Source organism: Ferrimonas gelatinilytica, assembly GCF_039544205.1.
GTDB classification, from domain to species: Bacteria; Pseudomonadota; Gammaproteobacteria; order Enterobacterales; family Shewanellaceae; genus Ferrimonas; species Ferrimonas gelatinilytica.
In genome coordinates this window covers 199,552-218,473 of sequence record NZ_BAABLF010000001.1, presented here as the reverse complement: position 1 = coordinate 218,473, position 18,922 = coordinate 199,552, and the positions used below count along the sequence as shown (strand labels likewise).

Below are 18,922 nucleotides of genomic sequence, written 5' to 3'. Positions count from 1 at the left end.
AGCGTAGCGATGCTTGGGGGTTATGGCTTTTGCTGACCGGCTCTACGGGTTGGATGAATGCACGGGGCGTAGGTTGGCGCCGAGCTGGCGAGGCCCAACATTGCGGGATTGGTTCGGGATTGGCGTCGCCGTTGTGCCTCGGTGCCCTCGGCACAACCTACGAGGTTGGGCGAATACATGGAGCGTCGGTTGGCGCTGAGTTTGCGAGGCCCAACATTGCGGGATTGGTTCGGGATTGGTTCGGGATTGGCGTCGCCGTTGTGCCTCGGTGCCCTCGGCACAACCTACGAGGTTGGGCGAATACATGGAGCGTCGGTTGGCGCTGAGTTTGCGAGGCCCAACATGCCGGGGTCAATTTGGGGTTGGCGTCGCCGTTGTGCCTCGGTGCCCTCGGCACAACCTACGGGTTGGATGAATGCACGGAGCACCCTCTCTTAAAAGTGACTCTTCACTTCCAGCCGCCACTCCCAGCTGTTGACCCGTTTGTCGTCGCTGATGGGGCGGACAAAATCCACATGGATGACGTTGCGGCTGCCGGCATGGGAGGCGTAGAAGCGTAGCCCGGCGCCAAGGCTCTGCTGGGTTCCGGCCGGGTTATCCGGATAAGCCTCCCCCCCTCGTGCTTCACCGATGTCGTAGAAAATGGCGCTGCCCAGCTCCAACAACTGCAGGATGCTGATCCCCGGGTAGTAACGCAGCTCCGCCGTGGCCAGGGCGATGGTGTCGCCATGCTGGTACTGCAGCGGGTAGCCCCGGAGGCCTGTACTGCCGCCCAGGGTATGGGGGCGGTCGACGAAGGGGTTGATGGCATGGCGCCAGTCAAATTTGCCGTAGACCCTCAGCGGCGCCCAGATGGGGTAGAACAGCTCGTTGCGCCACTGCAGCTGGTAATAATCTCCCGCCCCCCGGACCTCCTCTCCGTGCAGCCAGAAGCGCGTCAGCCAAAGTCCTGTGCTGCCATTGTCAATCGGCTCACTGAACCTCCTCCTTTTCGCCCCGAACAGGGCGCCCCAGTGGCTGTGCGCCTGCAGCAGCCAGCCCCCGTCGCCACTGCCGTCCCACCCCAGTTTCACCGCACTGTCCCAACCCAGGTTCACATCCTCGATGGCGTTGATGAGGGTAACGTTCTGAAGCTCTTCGAAGCGGTCCTGTCGAAAGCTCAGCTGTACCCAGGGGTAGGCGCGCTGACGATCCTCAGGAAGTCGGGTGGTGCCGGCGACGGGATCGAACTGGTGGTCATCGAAGGTGAGTCCCACGTGCCAGCGCAGAACCTGGTCGCGCCCCTCCAGCCAGCGGCGTCCGTAGCCCACATGGAAGTAGTGAAGATCATGGTCGAACCGGTTCACCTCCTGGTCCCCCTGGCGGATCTCCTCCTGCCGCTGGTCCCGGAACAGGCTGAGTTCATAGCCGAAGGCGCTGTCCAGGGCGACGAAGGGGCGATCCAGCTGGAAGCCGACCTGCTTGCCATCGCTGGTGTTGGCCAGACGGATGCCCACATTGATGTGCTTGTTGATGTAGATGGGGGAGTAGAAGGCGAGCTGGTAGCCGTCACGCTGGTAGTCGGAGAAGTAGAAGATCTGGGCATCGATCCCCAGGCCCAGCAGGTTGGAGTCTTTTATCCCGATGGAGGCGGCATTTTCGCCCCCCTGACGGGAGAAGTTGAAGGTGGGCAGCAGTGACCAGGTATCCCAGGTTTCCACCAGTACCTGCCCGCTCTCCTTGTCCTGGCTAACTTGGGCATCTCGCAAGTAACGCAAACCCCTCAGATGCCGCTCCAGCTCGTAGAGATCATCCAGATCATCCTCGCAGGGGGTGAAACCGGCCACCGCCTGCTCCAGGGTGACCTCGCGGGTGGTGTAGTGCAGCTTGTTGGCCAGCTTGTGCGCCCAGGTGAAGCCGGGCTCGTCCGGCTGGAACACATTATGCCGGATATACCGGTACTCGGGAGCGGCTTCACACTGTGCCTGCAGCTGGGCCAGGATCTTGGCATCGTCTTGCTCGTGATGGTGCTCGTTGGCAGGCTCTTCGGCAGGCGCATCCGATGCCTGGGCCACGACGGGCAGGGAGAGCACTGACCAGAGCAGGGCACGGGCAGGGGACACGGCGACTCCTAATGAAAGATTTTTTTAACTATCGGTTGTTTTTATCCTTTTTTCTAGAAAAGGAAAGAGCCTGGGTGATGGGAAGAGCGGTTCCTGGTTCCTAAGAGCGGTAAGCACAGGAGGCTAGGTGCTAGGGAAGAGCCTCGGTTCTGGGAAGAGCGTTCCTAGGGAAAGCGGTTCCTGGTTCCTAAGAGCGTTAATGGCAGAATGCTAGGTGCTAGGGAGGAGCCTCGGTTCTGGGAAGAGCGTTCCTAGGGAAAGCGGTTCCTGGTTCCTAAGAGCCTAGGTACTAGGGAAGAGCCTAGGTTCTAAAAGCAAGAAGCCGGGTACCCGGGACTTACGGTGTAGGCTTCTGCTAGAACCTAGAACCTAGAACCTAGAACCTAGAACCTAGAACCTAGAACCTAGAACCTAGAACCTAGAACCTCGCCCCTAGGGGCGAGGAACTCGCACCTAGGAACTGCTTTTATAGGCTCTAGGAACTCGTACCTAGGAACTGCCTTTATAGGCTCTAGGAACTCGCACCTAGGAACTGCCTTTATAGGATCTAGGAACTCGTTTTTTGAACCTAGCCCCGGCCAAAATACGCCCCAAAGGGGGGCAGGGAGAGCCGGGTGCCATCCGGACTCAGGATACCCGCGGGTAATCCATGCCCTTCTTGTGTGGTGACGCTTTCGAGCCGTTTCAGCAGCGCAGCCGGCAGGTCGAACGATGCCTCATCAGCGCCGAGATTGAAGGCGCAGAGCAGGGACTCGCCCCGGTACTGGCGGACAAATAGCAGCAGCGGCTGTGGAGCGTCGTAGAAGGTGATATCGCCGAGCCGCAAGGGGGCCGATTGCTTGCGCCAGTGAACGAAGCGGCGAAACTGGTTGAGCACGGAGTCCGGGTCGACCTGCTGTTGGTCCACCGCCAGGGCCCTGTGCTCCTGTGGCACCGGCAACCAGGGCGTCCCATGGGTGAAGCCGCCATGCTCGGCGTCTCTTTGCCAGGGCAGGGGGGTACGGCAGCCGTCCCGCCCCTTGAAGTTGGGCCAGAAGGCGATGCCGTAGGGGTCCTGCAGCTGCTCAAAGGGGATCTCCGCTTCCGTCAGTCCCAGCTCTTCGCCCTGGTAGAGGCACATGCTGCCGCGCAGGGAGCAGAGCAGGGCGGTCACCAGTTTGCTCAGGGCCTCTGGGTTATCGGCCCCCGCCGCCTTGCCCCAACGGGTGGCGACCCGGGCCACGTCGTGATTCGAGACCGCCCAGCTGGGCCAGCCGGTTTTCACCCGCCGCTCCAGCGTTTCCACCGTCTCACGGATGTAGCCGGCACTGAAGTCGTCGGTGAGCAGCTCGAAGCTGTAACACATGTGAAGCCGGCCCGGCTGGGTGTACTCCGCCATGGTGGCCAGGGAGTCTTCCGAGGCGATCTCCCCCAAAGTCGTGGCGCCCGGGTAGCGATCAATCAGCGCGCGCAGCCGCTCGAGGAAGGGGAGGTTCTCCGGCCGGGCATTGTTGTAATCGTGATACTGGTAGGCGTAGGGATTATCCGCGGCGAAGCCCCGGCCGGTGCGAAGGTGTGCCGGCTTGGCGGGGTTGTCCCGCAGCAGCGGGTCGTGGAAGCAGAAACTGATCGCATCCAGACGCAGGCCATCGACCCCCCGGGCCAGCCAGAACTCGACGTTATCCAGCACCGCCTGCTGGACCTCTGGGTGGTGGAAGTTGAGGTCCGGCTGCTCGGTGAGGAAGTTGTGCAGGTAGTACTGCTCCCGGCGGGGTTCCCACTGCCAGGCGCCGCCGCCGAAGATGGAGAGCCAGTTGTTGGGCGGGGTGCCATCGGGTTTGGGATCCGCCCAGACATACCACTGTGCCTTGGCGTTGTCCCGGCTTTGGCGGCTCTCCTTGAACCAGGCGTGTTGATCCGAGGTGTGGCTTAGCACCTGGTCGATCATCACCTTCAGCCCCAATTGGTGTGCCTTGGCGAGCAGCTGGTCAAAGTCCTCCAGGGTGCCGAACATCGGGTCCACGTCGTGGTAGTCGGCGATGTCGTAGCCGAAGTCCTTCATCGGTGAGGTAAAGAAGGGGGAGATCCAGATCCCGTCCACCCCCAGGCTGGCAACGTACTCCAGCTTGTCGATGATCCCGGGAAGATCGCCGATCCCATCGCCATTGCTGTCCGCAAAACTGCGAGGGTAGATCTGGTAGATCAGGGCGCCACGCCACCACTCGTTCATCTTCACGCTTTTCCTCTGTTTGTTCCGGCACCGGGTCGCGCAAAACGCTTACCGCAAGCGGGCGCTTCTCAACCGATGGGCCGACTCTAATCCCTCCCTGGCTTCGCGTCATCCTGCATACGTATGCAAAGCGACGATGTGGGTGTTGTGCCCCGGTGCCCTCGGCACAACCTACGGGAGCTTTACCGAATGTGGTTGCGGTTTTCGGAACCGTAGGTTGGCGCCGAGCTTGCGAGGCCCAACATTTTGGCGGTGTGGACGTTGGTGTGGGCGTCGGTATCGGCGTTGTGCCTCGGTGCCCTCGGCACAGCCTACGGGGTGTTACCGAGTGTGGTTGGGATTTTCGGGACCAACATGGTGGCGCCGCCATTGTTATGGCGAGGATGTGCACCAATCGGTATCCAAGGTGCCCCGCTGGATCTCACGGTGGATGCTGGAGTAGGGCCAATCGACCGGCCTGGCGACGTAGCCATGTTTCACCGGATTAAAGTGGATGTAATCGCAGTGGGCCTGGTGATCGTCTGGATTACGGATCTGGTGTTCCCAAAAGCGCCGTTGCCAGATCCCCCGCTCTCGTCGAGATTTCCGTGACGTATTGATCGCTTCTGTTTGTGCCACCTGGCGTGAAAAGTCGCCCTTGATCAAGTTCCAACGCTGGGAGTAGTTGCTGTCTCCCTCGGGCAGCGACCAGATGCAGTGCAGGTGATCGGGAAGGATCACTATCGCTTCAATGAAAAAGGGGTGGGCGGTCTGGACCCGAGCAAAGCTGGCCCTCAGTTGTTGAATTCGCTCTGTAAGCAGAGTGCGGTTTCTGTCTTGCAAAACCAAGGTAAAGAAGAAAGTGCCTCCGGGAGAGAATGCTCTTCGATAGCGCATTGGTCATCCTCCATGTTCGGAGTGAGCATAGGGTATGTGGTAGCCATTGCCGAATGAGAGGAGTGGGCCGTAGGTTGGCGCCGAGCGTGCGAGGCCCAACATGGTGGCGGTGTGGGCGTTGGTGTGGGCGTCGGTATCGGTGTTGTGCCTCGGTGCCCTCGGCACAACCTACCGAGACGTTACCGAGTGTGGTTGGGTTTTTCGGGCCCGTAGGTTGGCGCCGAGCGTGCGAGGCCCAACATTTTGGCGGTGTGGGCGTTGGTGTGGGTGTTGTGCCTCGGTGCCCTCGGCACAACCTACGGGGCGTTAACGAATGTCGTTGGGGTTTTAGGAACCGTGGGTTGGTGCCGAGCGTGCGAGGCCCAACATGGTGGCGATGTGGACGTTGGTATGGGCGTCGGTATCGGTGTTGTGCCTCGGTTCCCTCGGCAAAACCTACCGGGACGTTACCGAATGTGGGATTGGGATTGCGAATTGGGCGAAAACGAAAAAAGCCCCCTGGAGGAAATTCAGGGGGCTTGGCTTACCGGAGAGGTGGGAGGTTAGGAGGCCTGACCCAATGCCGGCGCCTCCACGGGGTGTACCAGAGTGGCGCGCGGTTCGACGCGGCAGCTGCGGTCAAACAGCTGCAACTCGATGGCGGTGTCGGACTGGTTCTCGATCTGCACATCCTCCTGGTTGACCACCACGTTCAGCAGGGCGCCCTTGAAGGTGATCTTAAAGGCGTAGCTGCGCCACTGGTCCGGGATGAAGGGGCGCAGGCTGAGCACACCGTCGTGCACCCGGGCGCCGCCAAACCCTTCCACCACTGCCATCCAGGTGCCGGCCATGGAGGTGATGTGCAGGCCATCCTCGGTATCGTTGTTGTAATCGTCCAGGTCCAGCCGTGAGGTGCGCAGGTAGAACTTGTAGGCGCGATCCTCGTAGCCCAGCTTCGCCGCCAGGATGGCGTGGATGCAGGGGGAGAGGCTGGACTCGTGCACCGTCATCGGCTCGTAGAAGTCGTAGTTGCGGCGGATGGTGTCGAGATCAAACTCCTCTTCGAACAGGTACACCCCCTGCAGCACGTCCGCCTGCTTGATGTAGCAGGAGCGCAGGATCCTGTCCCAGGACCAGTGCTGATGGATGGGGTACTCCGCCGCCGGGATCTCGGACATCGGCTTGAGCTCCTTGTCCATGAAGCCATCGTACTGGACGAAGACGCCGGTTTGGTCGTCCACCGGCAGCAGAATGTGCTCGCGGATCTGGGCCCAGATCGCCAGCTCATCCTCTTTGCCGTTGAACTTCACCTTCTCCAGCAGCGCAGCCAGCTTCTCCGGCGCCTCCGCCTCCACCTTGGCCAACGCCTCGGCGGTGTAGGCCAGGGTCCACTGGGCGATCTTGTTGGTGTACCAGTTGTTGTTGACGTTGTTGGAGTACTCGTTGGGGCCGGTGACCCCCAGCATCACGTAGCCACCACGACGCTCGGACCACTGAACCCGCTGGCGCCAGAAGCGGCTGATGCCGATCAGCACTTCCAGACCGTAATCCGCCAGGTAATCGGCGTCGCCGGTGTGGTTGAGGTAGTTGTAGATGGCGAAAGCGATGGCGCCGTTGCGGTGGATCTCCTCGAAGGTGATCTCCCACTCGTTGTGACACTCCTCGCCGTTGATGGTCACCATGGGGTAGAGCGCCGCGCCGTCACTAAAGCCGAGCTTCTCGGCGTTCTTGATGGCGTTCTCCAGGTGGTTGTGGCGGTAGATCAGCAGTTGCCGTGCCACCTGGGGATCCGCGGTCTTGAGGTAGAACGGCAGGCAGTAGGCCTCGGTGTCCCAGTAGGTCACGCCGCCGTACTTCTCCCCGGTGAACCCCTTGGGGCCGATGTTGAGGCGCGCGTCTTCCCCGGTGTAGGTCTGGTTCATGTGGAAGATGTTGAAGCGGATCCCCTGCTGGGCCGCCACGTCGCCCTCGATGCGGATATCTGCCTGCTGCCACTTGGCGTGCCAGGCGGCGGTGTGCTCCGCCAGCATCCGGTCGAAGCCTTTCGCCTGGGCGGCTGCGGCGCTGTCACAGGCCGCGGCATCGATCTGCCCTTCGGCCACGTTCAGGCAGGAGATGAGCGCGGCATACTTGTAGAGGGTCGCGGTCTGGCCCTGTTTTGCCTGGATCGCCACCTCCTGGCCGACGAAGCAGTCGCGGTCATGCACCGTCGCGGCTGGCGTTTTGCTCTCGCCATCCAGGGTCAGGTTAAAGCGCGCCGCCACGCCGAGGCGGAAGCCGGTTTTCTTGGTTTCACCGCAGAGGTAGGCGACCTGCGGATCGGCGTGCCGGGCGGTTTCCAGCCAGAACTTCTCGTCGTAGTTGGAGTCGGCGTTGACGACGTCCAGGTCCAGGTAGGGGGTAAAGCGGATCTCACCCTCGAAGTTCAGCGGCGTGACCGCGTAACGGATGGCCCCGTTGTCGGTATCGACGATGCTGGTGAAGCGGGTGGCCTCAACCTGGATCCGCTTGCCGCTGGGCAACTGGGCGATGAAGCGGCGGGAGAGCACCCCATCCTGCATATCCAGCACCCGTTCGAAGGACTCCAACTGGCACCGGGCCAGGTCCAGGTTCTCGCCGTCGACAGCGACACGGATCCCGATCCAGTTGGTGGAGTTGATCACCTTGGCGAAATAGTCCGGATAACCATTTTTCCACCAACCGACCCGGGTGGGATCCGGGTAGTAGACCCCGGCCACGTAGCTGCCCCGCAGGCTGTCGCCGGAGTAATCCTCTTCGAAGTTGGCACGCTGGCCAAACTTGCCGTTGCCGATGGAGAAGAGGCTTTCGGAGATCCGGTTTACCGAAGGATCGAACTTCGGCTCGATGATCCGCCACTCGTGGTGCTGAATGTAATCTTTCATCTCAGGCTTCCTTTTGCAGCACAGCGCCTTGGCCCTGTGCGATCCGTTCTTGAATTTGGTCGAGGGTGATCTGCGCCAGCCCCGGCAGGACAAAGTCGGCGTCCGGCAGGGCGGCTTCTTCGCCTATCCCCACCACGTGCATGCCGGCGTTGCGGGCGGCCTGAACCCCGGCGGCGGCATCTTCAAACACCAGGCAGTGCTGCGGGGCGGTATTGAGCTCCCGTGCGGCGGTGAGGAACACCTCGGGATCCGGCTTGGCTTCACTGACTCGGGTCCCATCGACGATGGCATCGAAGGCGTCGGTCAGGTTGAGGCGCTCCAAAATGAGTACCGCGTTCTTGCTGGCGGATCCCAGCGCCACCGGCACCCCATCCCGCTTCAGCGCGGCCAGCAGGGTGTCGGCCCCCGGCAGGATCTCACTGGCATCCAACTGCTCGATGTACTCCAGGTACCAGGCGTTTTTCTGTACCAGGGCCTGCTCAAACTCCGCCTCGGACAGGGTCTGGTTGCCCAGCGCCAGGATCAGCTTCAGCGACTCGATCCGGCTGACGCCCTTGAGCCGTTCGTTATCCTGCTCGCTAAAGGGGATCCCCAGGCTGTCCGCCAGTCGGCGCCAGGCCAGGAAGTGGTACTTGGCGGTGTCCACCACCACGCCGTCCAGATCAAAGATGCAGGCACGGATTGCGGTCGTGTCCCTGCTTGGAGTGTCTACAGCCATTCAATGCTCCTTGGCAGATTTTCCCTTGGCTCGGGTGGGTCCTGTGGCAACGGGTCCGGCGGACTGGGTGTGCGCCGATGGTATAGGGGGGCGTTTTTGCCAAACAATCGCTTACATACGTATTCATCGACGATCGTGGTGAAAAACATCACATTCGCCGGTGTTTTGTGCTCAGTGGTTGTATTTAACCATTTGGTAAACAAAGGATTTGTTGCCAACTGTTGAAGTTTTGGGCCCTTGGGTCCGGCAGGGGGTGAAAACGGTATTCAAGGTGGTGCAGTTGTGACATATTGTTAAATGGTATGACCAAGGCCGACTTGTGCCCCTTCGGAGTGCGATCCGCGCCACAGAATGTGAAGCGCGTGTGACTTGCCCAATCGGCACATCCGGCAACGCCATTGCCCCCATGATTTCACTTAAATGACCGAAAAATAACAGTTTCAAGTACTCAAGCTCGGTAGTTGAGGCACTCATAGGGTCTGCTTTTTGGGGGAGGGCGAGAGGATTTCACCGTTATGAATACGTATGCAGAGCATTGTCCCTGCCGTATCAAGGTGATTACATCCTGTTCCAACAACCGGGCGAGGGTTCCCAAATCGGCCTGACCGGATCCACAGAGGTGGGATCGGTGATCAGGCGGCTTGCTCGGCAACATAATAAAAAACCTCACAATTTAGGGAGAATATTGATGTGGTTTAAACCGAGCGCGTTGACCCTGGCACTCTGTGCCGCTGGCCTGAGTACCGCCGTCAGTGCGGCCGAGCCAGAAGCGCAGCAAGAGGGTGCCAAGGAGTCGCTGGAGAACGTGGAAACCATTTCGGTCCGCGGTATTCGCCGTTCACTGGCTCTCTCTCAGGCCGAGAAGATGGAAAACACCTCCGTAGTGGAAGCCATCTCCGCTGAAGATATCGGTAAACTGCCGGACTCCAGCATCGCCGAGTCCATCGCCCGCCTGCCGGGTCTGACCTCTCAGCGCCTGGATGGCCGCTCCAATGTGGTGTCCGTCCGTGGCCTCTCGCCGGACTTCACCACCGCGACCCTGAACGGCCGCGAGCAGGTGACCACAGGGGACAACCGTGGGGTCGAGTTTGACCAGTACCCCTCCGAGCTGATGAGCGGCGTGGTGGTGTACAAGACGCCGGACGCCTCCGTGATGGCCCAGGCGGTGGGTGGCACCATCGACATGCAGACCATCCGTCCGCTGGATCATGGTGAGACCAGCTTCAACGTCAGCGCCCGCGGCGAATACAACGACATGGGCGAGCTCAACTCCGATGTCTCCGACAGCGGTTACCGCTTCAGTGTCTCCTACATCGACCAGTTCCTCGATGACACCTTGGGCCTCTCCATCGGTTTTGCCAAGATGTCCAGCCCTAACCAGGAGGAGCGGACGCACATCTGGGGCTATCCCAGCGATCCCAAGGTAGGGCCACCGCCGGCGGAGGGTGAGGAGTGGGAGACTGCTCCGGGTGCGGTGATGGGGGGCTACAAGCCCTACGTGCGCTCCTCCGAGCTGGAGCGGGACTCCGTCATGGCGACCCTGCAGTTCCAGCCCAACGACCGCATCAACACTGTATTCGATCTCTTCTACTCCGAATTTAACGATGCCCAGATGCTCCGTGGCATTGAACTGCCCCTGGCCTGGGGGGGCGGCGTCTACCTGGATCCGGACTACACCCTGGAAGATGGCCTGATCACCGAAGGGACCTTCCACAACGTCAAAGGCCTGGTGCGCAACGACTACACCGAAACCGACGCCAGCAACCTGTCCCTGGGCTGGAACCTGGATTACGCGGTGGGTGACAACTGGACCATCAACACCGACATCGCCTACTCCCGCGCCAAGCGCACCTTCTTTGCCCTGGAAACCTACGGCGGCACCGGTCGCGGCCTGGCCAACGGCGCCAAGGACAGCCTGGGCTTCCGCATGACCGACTCCGGTGCCGTGTTCAGCCACCTGCTGGACTACTCGGATCCCAACCTGATCCTACTGGGCGCACCGCAAAACTGGGGCGATCCGGAAGGTAACGGCCGCTGGGACTCCCAGGATGGCTTCCTCAACAACCCGGATATCGAGGATGAGCTGACCAGCTTCCGCCTCGAGGGCGAGCGCCTGTTCGACAGCGGTGCCTTCTCCGCCATCCAGTTCGGAGTGAACTACTCCGAGCGGGAGAAAAGCAAAGAGGACAAGGGCTACTTCCTGACCCTCAACAGCTACGGCCAGCCGGGCTTCGAGATGGGCCAGCAGATCCCGCAGCAGTACCTGAGGGGCAACGCCTCCCTGGACTTCATCGGTCTGGGCAACCTGATCGCCTGGGATCCCATGGCACTGCTCAACGACGGTTTCTACAACGTCCGTGATGCGGCTTCCGTGGAAGCCTGGCGCGCGGTTAACAACTGGGCCGTCAAGGAGCAAGTCACCACCCTCTACACCAAGCTGGATATCGACACCGAGGTGGGCTATCGCCGCCTGACCGGTAACGTCGGCGTGCAGCTGGTACACACCGATCAGTCCTCCGACGGCAATGCCGTCACCGTTAACCCCGATGGTGGCCTGGAGGTGATGCCAAGCTCCGGAGGCACCGACTACTGGGAGGTGCTGCCGAGCGCCAACCTGGGTCTCGAAGTGGCGGATGACCAGATGCTGCGCTTCGCCGTGGCCCGCACCCTGGCCCGTCCGCGGATGGACCAAATGAACGCCGGTCTGGAGATTGGCTTCGATAAGGACAAGGAGAACAGTGGCGACCTGGATAATTCGCCCTGGAGTGGCAGCGGCGGCAACGCCGAGCTCAAGCCTTGGATGGCGTGGCAGTTCGACCTCAGCTACGAGAACTACTTCTCTGACCAGGGTTACTTCGCCGTAGCGGGTTACTACAAGTACCTGGAGAACTACATCTATCAGCAGGGCAAACTGCATGACTTCAGTGATGTGATGATCCCGGGCTATGACCCGGTCCTGGACCAGGGCTTCATCACCACGCCGCAAAACGGCGACGGTGGCCACATCTGGGGCTTTGAGCTGTCCGGCTCCTTCGGCTTCGGCGAGTGGGTTCCGGCCCTGGACGGCTTCGGCACCATGCTGAGCTACTCCTACGCCGACAGCCGGGTGAAGGAGGATTCGGACAGCGATCCCATCCAGCTGCCCGGTCTCTCCAAGGACGTGGTCAACGCCACAGTCTACTACGAGAAGTTTGGCTTCCAGGCACGGACCTCGGTGCGCTACCGCAGCGAGTTCCTTGGTGAAGTGTCCAGCACCACGCTGCAGCGTGACAAGCGCTACGTACAGGCGGAAACCATCGTCGATGCGCAGCTGGCCTACGACTTCTCTGAGCTGGGTGTGGAGGGGCTGGTTATCCTGCTGCAGGGCAACAACCTGACCGACGAACCTTTCGTCACCTACGAAGGTCCGGACTCCCGCTACATCAAGGACCACCAGAGCTACGGCCGTAACTTCATGCTGGGCTTTAGCTACAGCTTCTAACTCTCAGCGGCTGGAGATAACGAACCCCCGAACTTCGGGGGTTCGTCGTCTCTGAGTTTTATTCATCGGCGCAACCAAGCCGCCACTGCGATAACAAGCCACGGAAAATAAGAGATATTCCAATGACACTCAAAGTTTTAACTGCCGCCATCGCAGCCACCCTGGCGCTGGCCGGCTGTGGTGAGGCGAAGATCCAGAGCGCGACGCCGGTGGTCGCTCCGAAGGCTCCGGTTGCCGCACCGGCGACTACCAAGCCGGCCCACAAGGCGGTGGTCTACCAGATGTTTACCCGGCTGTTTGGCAATACCGAAACCGCTAACCTGCCCTGGGGCACGGTGGAGCAGAACGGCGTCGGCAAGTTTAATGACATCACCGACGCGGCCCTGACGGGGATCAAGGAGCTGGGGACCACCCACCTCTGGTACACCGGGGTGCCCCACCATGCACTGGTGGCGGATTACAGCGAGTACGGGATCAGCAACGATGATCCGGACGTGATCAAGGGTCGGGCGGGCTCTCCCTACGCGGTGAAGGACTACTACAGCGTTAACCCGGACCTGGCGGTGGATCCCGCCAACCGGATGGCGGAGTTCAAGGCGCTGATCGACCGCACCCACGCCCACGACATGAAGGTGCTGATCGACATCGTGCCCAACCATGTGGCGCGTTTCTACGAATCCAAGGGCAAGCCGGAGGGGGTCGAGGACTTTGGTGCCAATGACGACACCTCGGTGGCCTACGCCCGGGACAACAACTTTTACTACGTGGTCGGTGAAGCGTTCGAGCTGCCTAAGTACGAGGCAGGGTTTGAACCCCTGGGGGGGCAGGATTACCCCGGGCTCGACGGCCAGTTTACGGAAAACCCCGCCAAGTGGACCGGCAACGGCAGCCGCAGCGCCCAGCCCCACGTCCACGACTGGTACGAGACGGTGAAGATCAACTACGGCGTGCGTCCGGACGGCAGTCACGACTTCCCTGAGCTGCCGGCGGGCTTCGAGAGCAAGGGTGTCGCCGAGCACTACGCCTTCTGGCAGGATAAGGCGGTGCCGGACTCCTGGACCAAGTTCCGGGACATCACCCTGTTCTGGACCGAGTTTGGTGTCGACGGCTTCCGTTTCGACATGGCGGAGATGGTGCCGGTGGCCTTCTGGAGCTACCTCAACAGCCACATCAAACAGGCCAATCCTGACGCCTTCCTGCTGGCGGAGGTGTACCAGCCCCACCTGTACCGGGACTACCTGCATCTGGGTAAGATGGATTACCTCTACGACAAGGTGGATCTCTACGACACTCTGAAGGCGATCATCCAGGGCCGCGCCAGCACCGATGCCATCGTCACCATCGAGCAGATGAAAGCGGACATCGAGCACCATATGCTGCATTTCCTGGAGAACCACGACGAGCAGCGCATCGCCAGCCCGGCGTTCGCCGGCAGCCCGGAGCGCGCCCTGCCTGCCATGGTGCTTTCCGCCACCCTGAGCTCCTCGCCGACCATGCTCTACTTCGGCCAGGATGTGGGCGAAGCGGGGGAGGGGGACGCCGGCTTTGGTAAAGCCACCCGCACTACCATCTTTGACTACTGGGGCGTCCCGGCCCACCAGCGCTGGATGAATGGCGGCAAGTTCGATGGCGGCGCCCTGAGCGAGTCGGAGCGGGCGCTGCGGGACTACTACGTCCGCCTGATGCAGTTCACCGTCGACAGCCCGGCGCTGATGGGCAAGGCGGTGCATATCCACACCGACAGCCGCAGCAATCCGGGCTATACCGACAAGCTGTTCAGCTTCGTCCGTTTCGACGACGATCAGAAGCTGGTGATCGCCACCAACTTCGACGACCGCCGGAGCGCCTCCACCACCCTGACCGTGCCGGCGGCGGTGATCCGCCAGTGGGGAATGGCCGATGGGGTCTATCCCCTGGAGGAGCGCCTATTTGGTGAACTGGCCGGTGAGATGCGGGTCACCCATCAGGTGGGCACCATCGCCCTGACCCTGCAGCCGCTGCAATCCGTGATCTGGGAGGTCAAATGATGCGCCCCGGTTTTGCTCTAACTCCGCCATCTCCCCTCAAGCGTACCGTGTTTTTGCTGGGCGCCCTGGTCAGCCTGGGCCAACCGGCCCTCGCCGCCGAGGTGCAGAAGCACCACTTCGATGGCAAGCAGCTGGTGCTGACCACCGATGAGGGGACGGTCACCCTGACCGGCTACGGCGACGGCGCCCTGGGGGTGCACTACCAGAACACCGGGGTGAAACAGCTGCCCTCCTACGCCATCGATCCCGGCGCGCCCGTGGTCAAAGGGGAGTTGGTTAAAAGCGGCGAGGCACTGGAGTACCGGCTGGCGGATCTGACCGCCCGCATCGAACTCTCGCCGCTGGCGCTCTCCTACTACCACGATGGCGAGCTGGTGGTGGCGGAGGAGGCGGGTCACTTCGCCCATGACACGTTGCGCGGCTTCCGCTTCGCTTTGCAGGAGAGTGAGCAGTTGATGGGGGGCGGCTCCCGGGTGCTGGGGATGGATCGTCGGGGGGAGCGGATGCCGCTCTATAACCGGGCCGCCTACGGCTACGAGGGCAAGCCCGGGGACCGGGTCGACCAGATGTACTATGGCCTCTCGGCGGTGCTCTCCTCCCACCACTACGCCCTGGTGTTCGATAACGCCGCGTCGGGGTACCTGGATACCGGGGCTACCGAGCCGGATGTGCTGCAGTTCGAGGCCCAGGGGGGGCGTACCGCCTACCTGGTGGCGGCGGGCGCGGACTATGGCGAAGTGATCGAGCACCTGACGGAGGCCACCGGCCGTCAGCCGCTGCCACCGCGCTGGTCCCTGGGCAATTTCGCCTCCCGCTTCGGTTACCACAGTGAGGCGGAGGCCCGCGAGGTGGTGGCCAAGTTCGCCGAGGCGGATATCCCGCTGGATGCCATCGTGCTGGATCTCTACTGGTTCGGCGAGGATGTAAAGGGGCACATGGGCAACCTGGACTGGGACCGTCAGCACTGGCCCAAGGCGGAGCAGATGATCCAGGATTTCAGTGAGCAGGGGGTCAACACTGTCCTGATCACCGAGCCTTTCATACTGACCACCTCCAACAAGTGGAAGGAAGCCACCGAAGCCCGGGCGTTGGCTACCAACCTGGCGGGGGAGCCTAAGCGGTTTGACTTCTACTTCGGCAACACCGGACTGGTGGATGTGTTCAGCGAGGCGGGCCGCGACTGGTTCTGGCGTCAGTACGCGCGCATCGCCGAGTCCGGTGCTGCCGGCTGGTGGGGGGATCTCGGCGAGCCGGAGGTCCACCCCCATGATGCCGTGCACCGGGTGGCGCGGGATGGGGCGGAGGCGATCACCGCCACCGCCAACGAGGTGCACAACGCCTACGGCCACGAATGGGCCCGGCTGGTGGATGAGGGGCTGCGCCAGCTGCAGCCGGATCGTCGCCCGATGATCATGATGCGCTCCGGGTTCGTTGGTTCCCAGCGCTACGGCATGGTGCCCTGGTCCGGCGATGTGGCCCGAAGCTGGGGGGGACTGATGCCCCAGGTGGAGCTGAGTCTGCAGATGGGCGTCCTGGGGATGGGTTACATGCACTCGGATCTCGGCGGCTTTGCCGGCGGTGAGCAGTTCGATGCGGAGCTCTACACCCGCTGGCTGCAGTACGGCGTGTTCCAGCCGGTATTCCGCCCCCACGCCCAGGAGGAGATCGCGCCGGAGCCGGTCTTCCATGATGCCGACACCCTGGCCCGAGCCCGGGAGGCGATCCGCCTGCGCTACGCCCTGATGCCCTATCTGTACACCCTGGCCTACGAGAACAGCACCACCGGCATGCCGCTGATGCGTCCGCTGGCGTTTGAGGACTCGGCGCTGTTCGAGGAGGCCCACAGCTACCTGTGGGGGGATGCTTTCCTGGTGACACCGGTGCTGGCCGCGGGAGCGACCGAGGTATCGGTGCCCCTGCCGGACGGGGTCTGGTTCGACTTCTTCACCGGTAAGCGTTACCAGGGGGGGCAGCGCGTCTTAGTGCCGGTCACCCTCGATACCCTGCCGGTGCTGGTTCAGGCCGGCAGTGTGGTGCCCATGGTGGCGCCGGTGGCGACCCACCGCTACTCCAGTGGCGAACTGGCACTGCACTACTACCACGATGACAGCGTGGTCCGGGGCGGTGGCCGTGTCTACGAGGATGATGGGATCAGCCCGGACAGCCTGGCGCGCCAGGCCTACGAGCTGCTCTCCTTTGAAGTTGATTCTGACCAGGAGGAGATGAGGGTACGCCTTGGCAAGCAGGGGCTGGGATACGAGGGCGCGCCTAAGCAGCGTCGCATAACCCTGACCCTGCACGGCATGAACGAGTTGCCCAACTCCGCGCACCTGGCCGGTAACACCGTCGCGGTGAAAGCGGTCGAGTCCGGCCTGCAGCTGACCTTTGACTGGGATGGCAGTGCACAGGAACTGAGTTTGACCTGGTAAGCGGGAGGAGCAGGAAGCGCGTTCCTAGGGAAAGCGGTTCCTGGTTCCTAAGAGCCTGGGTGTTGGGAGGCGCGGTTCCTGGTTCCTAAGAGCCTAGGTTCTAGGGAAGAGCCTAGGTTCTAAAAGCAAGAAGCCGGGTACCCGGGAAATACGGTGTAGGATCCTGCTAGCACCTAGCACCTAGCACCTAGCACCTAGCACCTAGCACCTAGCACCTAGCACCTAGCACCTAGAACCTAGAACCTAGAACCTTGCTTTTTGGATCCAGGAACTCGCGCCGAGGAACTCAGTTGGACAACAAAAACGCCCACGGATCCCGTGGGCGTTTTTGTCTCGCGCTCGGCGTAGCTCAGAAGGTGTAGGTGGCGCCGACGGTGTACATCCAGGTCTGGTCGAAGATATCCATGTACTCCACTTCGCCGCGGATGGCGAAGCTGCCGAGCTCAAACTCCAGCCCGACACCGGCGGCCACTTCGAAGCCGTCATCACTGTCCTTCATGCCATCAAACCGGGTGTCGGCATCCCAGTAGATCCCGCCGACTTTACCGAAAAAGCGGATGGGGCCCAGGGGCACACCGGCAACACCGTAAACATCGATACCGTAGGGATCTATGTTCAATCCCGTTGCACTGGGTGAGCCAAAGTCACGATAGCCCCCCTCGATGGCGAGGATGGGGCCAAACTGGTAGCCAGCGAACACCTTCCAGGCGAAGTCGTTCTCATCGAACTTGAAATCACCGAGATCCGGATCCGAGCCTTTCTGCTCGACGTTGGCGGAGCCCACGGAAGCACCGAGGTAGAAACCTTCATCTTTTGCCAGGGCCGAGGCACTGCCCAGGGCGGTGAGGACCACCAGGGCGACACCTGTGGTCAGGGGAGTCAGGGAGTTCATCATCATCTCTCCTTGTAAGGCACCTTATATCGACGTTATGTCGGGATCGGTCCCGTACCGCTTTTACCTCTTGGCAAAAGGGCATTGCCACCGAAAATCGGGAGCATCGGAACCGTCCAGTCCGGTGATGCCTGGCGCCGGAGCCTATTGGAGACTAGACCAGTGTGACAGGGTTGCCAGGAGGAACCGGGGATTATGGAGCTCCCTGTGGAGCTCTCGCAGCCCCTGATATGGGCGGCCGCAGGGTAAGGGACTGATATCCGCGGTGGGAATCGGGGAGGGGGCACAACTATCCCGGCCAGGAAAAAATTGATGCCCAAAGCCAGCCAGGGGGCGAAAAATGCGGGCTTACTGTCGAGTTCCTAGTTCCGAGTTCCTAGTTCCTAAGAGCATTAACGGCAGAACGCTAGGTACTAGGAAAGAGCCTAGGTTCTAAGAGCAAAAAGCCGGGTACCCGGGACATTCGGTGTAGGCTCTCACCTAGAACCTAGAACCTAGAACCTAGAACCTAGAACCTAGAACCTAGAACCTAGAACCTAGAACCTAGAACCTAGAACCTCCAAACTAGGAACTAGGAACTCTTGCCTTGGAACCGCTCCTGGCTCTCAGCAACCAGAAACTTTTCCCTAGGAACCGCCCTGACACCGTAAAAACAACAACGCCCACGGAGAACTCCGTGGGCGTTGGCTGGCACTTAGAGGGGCGAAAGGGCTTACTGGTATTTCTGACCCTGCTTGTCCTGTCCCTTCTCCATCTCGTGGTGCTTCATACCCTTATGATGGTCATTGCCGTGGTGGCCTTTACCATGATGGGCATTACGGTATTCTTCGTAGCGGCTGAACTGTTCATCGTTGAGCAGGGCTTTCATGTCAGCCAGGTGCTGCTCCTTGGCCGCGGTCATCTGGGCGTGGCGCTCCTCCTTGGAGAGATCCCCCTCTTTGATGCCTTTGCGCTGCTCGCGGTACTCTTTGTGCAGCTGGTCAAACTTTTCCCGCTGGGCGTCATCCAGCACCAGGTAGTCGGCTAACTGGCGGTGGGTTCCGGCGTGGTACCCCGCGCTGTGTTCGGCGCCTTGAGCGCCCTTGGCCTTCTCTTCGTGATGGCCGGCGAGGGCCGTGGTGCTGAGCAGTAGGGTGGCCAGCAGTGTGGCGGGCAGGATAAGAGTGCGTTGCATGTTGTGTCTCCCTAGTGGTCGAGTGTGGCACCCAGGACAGCCGATAAGCAGCGTCTGAGGGGCCAAAGTACCGTGATGAATACGTATGCAGGCGCTTGTTGCGATCAGGGCAAAGTGACTAACATCGGCCAA

At 61.3% G+C, this 18,922-nt stretch carries 10 protein-coding genes; 3 read left to right on the top strand and 7 right to left on the bottom strand.

All coding sequences use genetic code 11. The features are described 5' to 3' along the window. Positions 1-434: 434 nt before the first annotated feature. The 5 genes from ABD997_RS01010 to pgmB form a co-directional block, all read right to left on the bottom strand. Positions 435-2,102, bottom strand: coding sequence for a BamA/TamA family outer membrane protein (locus ABD997_RS01010; protein ID WP_345315149.1), 1,668 nt, complete (start codon positions 2,100-2,102; stop codon positions 435-437). Between the two features lie 568 nt (positions 2,103-2,670). After that, positions 2,671-4,317 (bottom strand): alpha-glucosidase family protein, encoded by a 1,647-nt coding sequence (locus ABD997_RS01005; RefSeq protein ID WP_345315148.1) that lies wholly within the window; start codon positions 4,315-4,317, stop codon positions 2,671-2,673. A gap of 366 nt (positions 4,318-4,683) precedes the next feature. Next, positions 4,684-5,187 carry an REP-associated tyrosine transposase gene (locus ABD997_RS01000; protein WP_345315147.1) on the bottom strand — a complete coding sequence of 168 codons (504 nt, stop codon included), beginning with the start codon at positions 5,185-5,187 and terminating at the stop codon, positions 4,684-4,686. Positions 5,188-5,729: 542 nt separating this feature from the next. Then, on the bottom strand, positions 5,730-8,069 hold the full coding sequence (locus ABD997_RS00995) for a family 65 glycosyl hydrolase domain-containing protein (RefSeq protein ID WP_345315146.1): 2,340 nt from the start codon (positions 8,067-8,069) through the stop codon (positions 5,730-5,732). A 1-nt stretch (position 8,070) separates the two neighbouring features. Beyond that, complete coding sequence (gene pgmB, locus ABD997_RS00990; protein WP_345315145.1) at positions 8,071-8,787, bottom strand: beta-phosphoglucomutase; 717 nt, start codon at positions 8,785-8,787, stop codon at positions 8,071-8,073. Positions 8,788-9,475: 688 nt separating this feature from the next. On the opposite strand from pgmB, the gene ABD997_RS00985 reads away from it, so the two are divergent. The 3 genes from ABD997_RS00985 to ABD997_RS00975 all read left to right on the top strand — a co-directional run bounded on the left by ABD997_RS00985 (position 9,476) and on the right by ABD997_RS00975 (position 16,724). Further along, the gene (locus ABD997_RS00985) at positions 9,476-12,268 is read left to right on the top strand and encodes a TonB-dependent receptor (RefSeq protein ID WP_345315144.1); all 2,793 of its coding nucleotides are present in this window, start codon (positions 9,476-9,478) and stop codon (positions 12,266-12,268) included. 122 nt (positions 12,269-12,390) lie between these two features. Next, positions 12,391-14,295 carry an alpha-amylase family protein gene (locus ABD997_RS00980; protein ID WP_425557021.1) on the top strand — a complete coding sequence of 635 codons (1,905 nt, stop codon included), beginning with the start codon at positions 12,391-12,393 and terminating at the stop codon, positions 14,293-14,295. After that, a complete protein-coding gene (locus tag ABD997_RS00975) occupies positions 14,292-16,724 on the top strand; it encodes a glycoside hydrolase family 31 protein (RefSeq protein ID WP_345315143.1) in 2,433 nt (810 codons plus the stop codon). The genes ABD997_RS00980 and ABD997_RS00975 overlap by 4 nt, the downstream gene beginning before the upstream one ends. Before the next feature lie 349 nt (positions 16,725-17,073). Here ABD997_RS00975 and ABD997_RS00970 read toward each other — a convergent pair whose 3' ends face one another. Both ABD997_RS00970 and ABD997_RS00965 read right to left on the bottom strand, forming a co-directional pair. Continuing rightward, the gene (locus ABD997_RS00970; RefSeq protein WP_345315142.1) at positions 17,074-17,619 is read right to left on the bottom strand and encodes a porin family protein; all 546 of its coding nucleotides are present in this window, start codon (positions 17,617-17,619) and stop codon (positions 17,074-17,076) included. A 709-nt stretch (positions 17,620-18,328) separates the two neighbouring features. Continuing rightward, positions 18,329-18,790 (bottom strand): hypothetical protein, encoded by a 462-nt coding sequence (locus ABD997_RS00965; protein WP_345315141.1) that lies wholly within the window; start codon positions 18,788-18,790, stop codon positions 18,329-18,331. Between the last annotated feature and the right edge of the window lie 132 nt (positions 18,791-18,922).

What these genes read in the sequence shown, in the direction of transcription:
- ABD997_RS00995 (WP_345315146.1), bottom strand. Translation starts at nt 8,069, where the DNA reads ATGAAAGATTACATTCAGCACCACGAGTGGCGGATCATCGAGCCGAAG.
- pgmB (WP_345315145.1), bottom strand. Translation starts at nt 8,787, where the DNA reads ATGGCTGTAGACACTCCAAGCAGGGACACGACCGCAATCCGTGCCTGC.
- ABD997_RS00975 (WP_345315143.1), top strand. Translation starts at nt 14,292, where the DNA reads ATGATGCGCCCCGGTTTTGCTCTAACTCCGCCATCTCCCCTCAAGCGT.
- ABD997_RS00980 (WP_425557021.1), top strand. Translation starts at nt 12,391, where the DNA reads ATGACACTCAAAGTTTTAACTGCCGCCATCGCAGCCACCCTGGCGCTG.
- ABD997_RS00985 (WP_345315144.1), top strand. Translation starts at nt 9,476, where the DNA reads ATGTGGTTTAAACCGAGCGCGTTGACCCTGGCACTCTGTGCCGCTGGC.
- ABD997_RS00970 (WP_345315142.1), bottom strand. Translation starts at nt 17,619, where the DNA reads ATGATGAACTCCCTGACTCCCCTGACCACAGGTGTCGCCCTGGTGGTC.
- ABD997_RS01000 (WP_345315147.1), bottom strand. Translation starts at nt 5,187, where the DNA reads ATGCGCTATCGAAGAGCATTCTCTCCCGGAGGCACTTTCTTCTTTACC.
- ABD997_RS00965 (WP_345315141.1), bottom strand. Translation starts at nt 18,790, where the DNA reads ATGCAACGCACTCTTATCCTGCCCGCCACACTGCTGGCCACCCTACTG.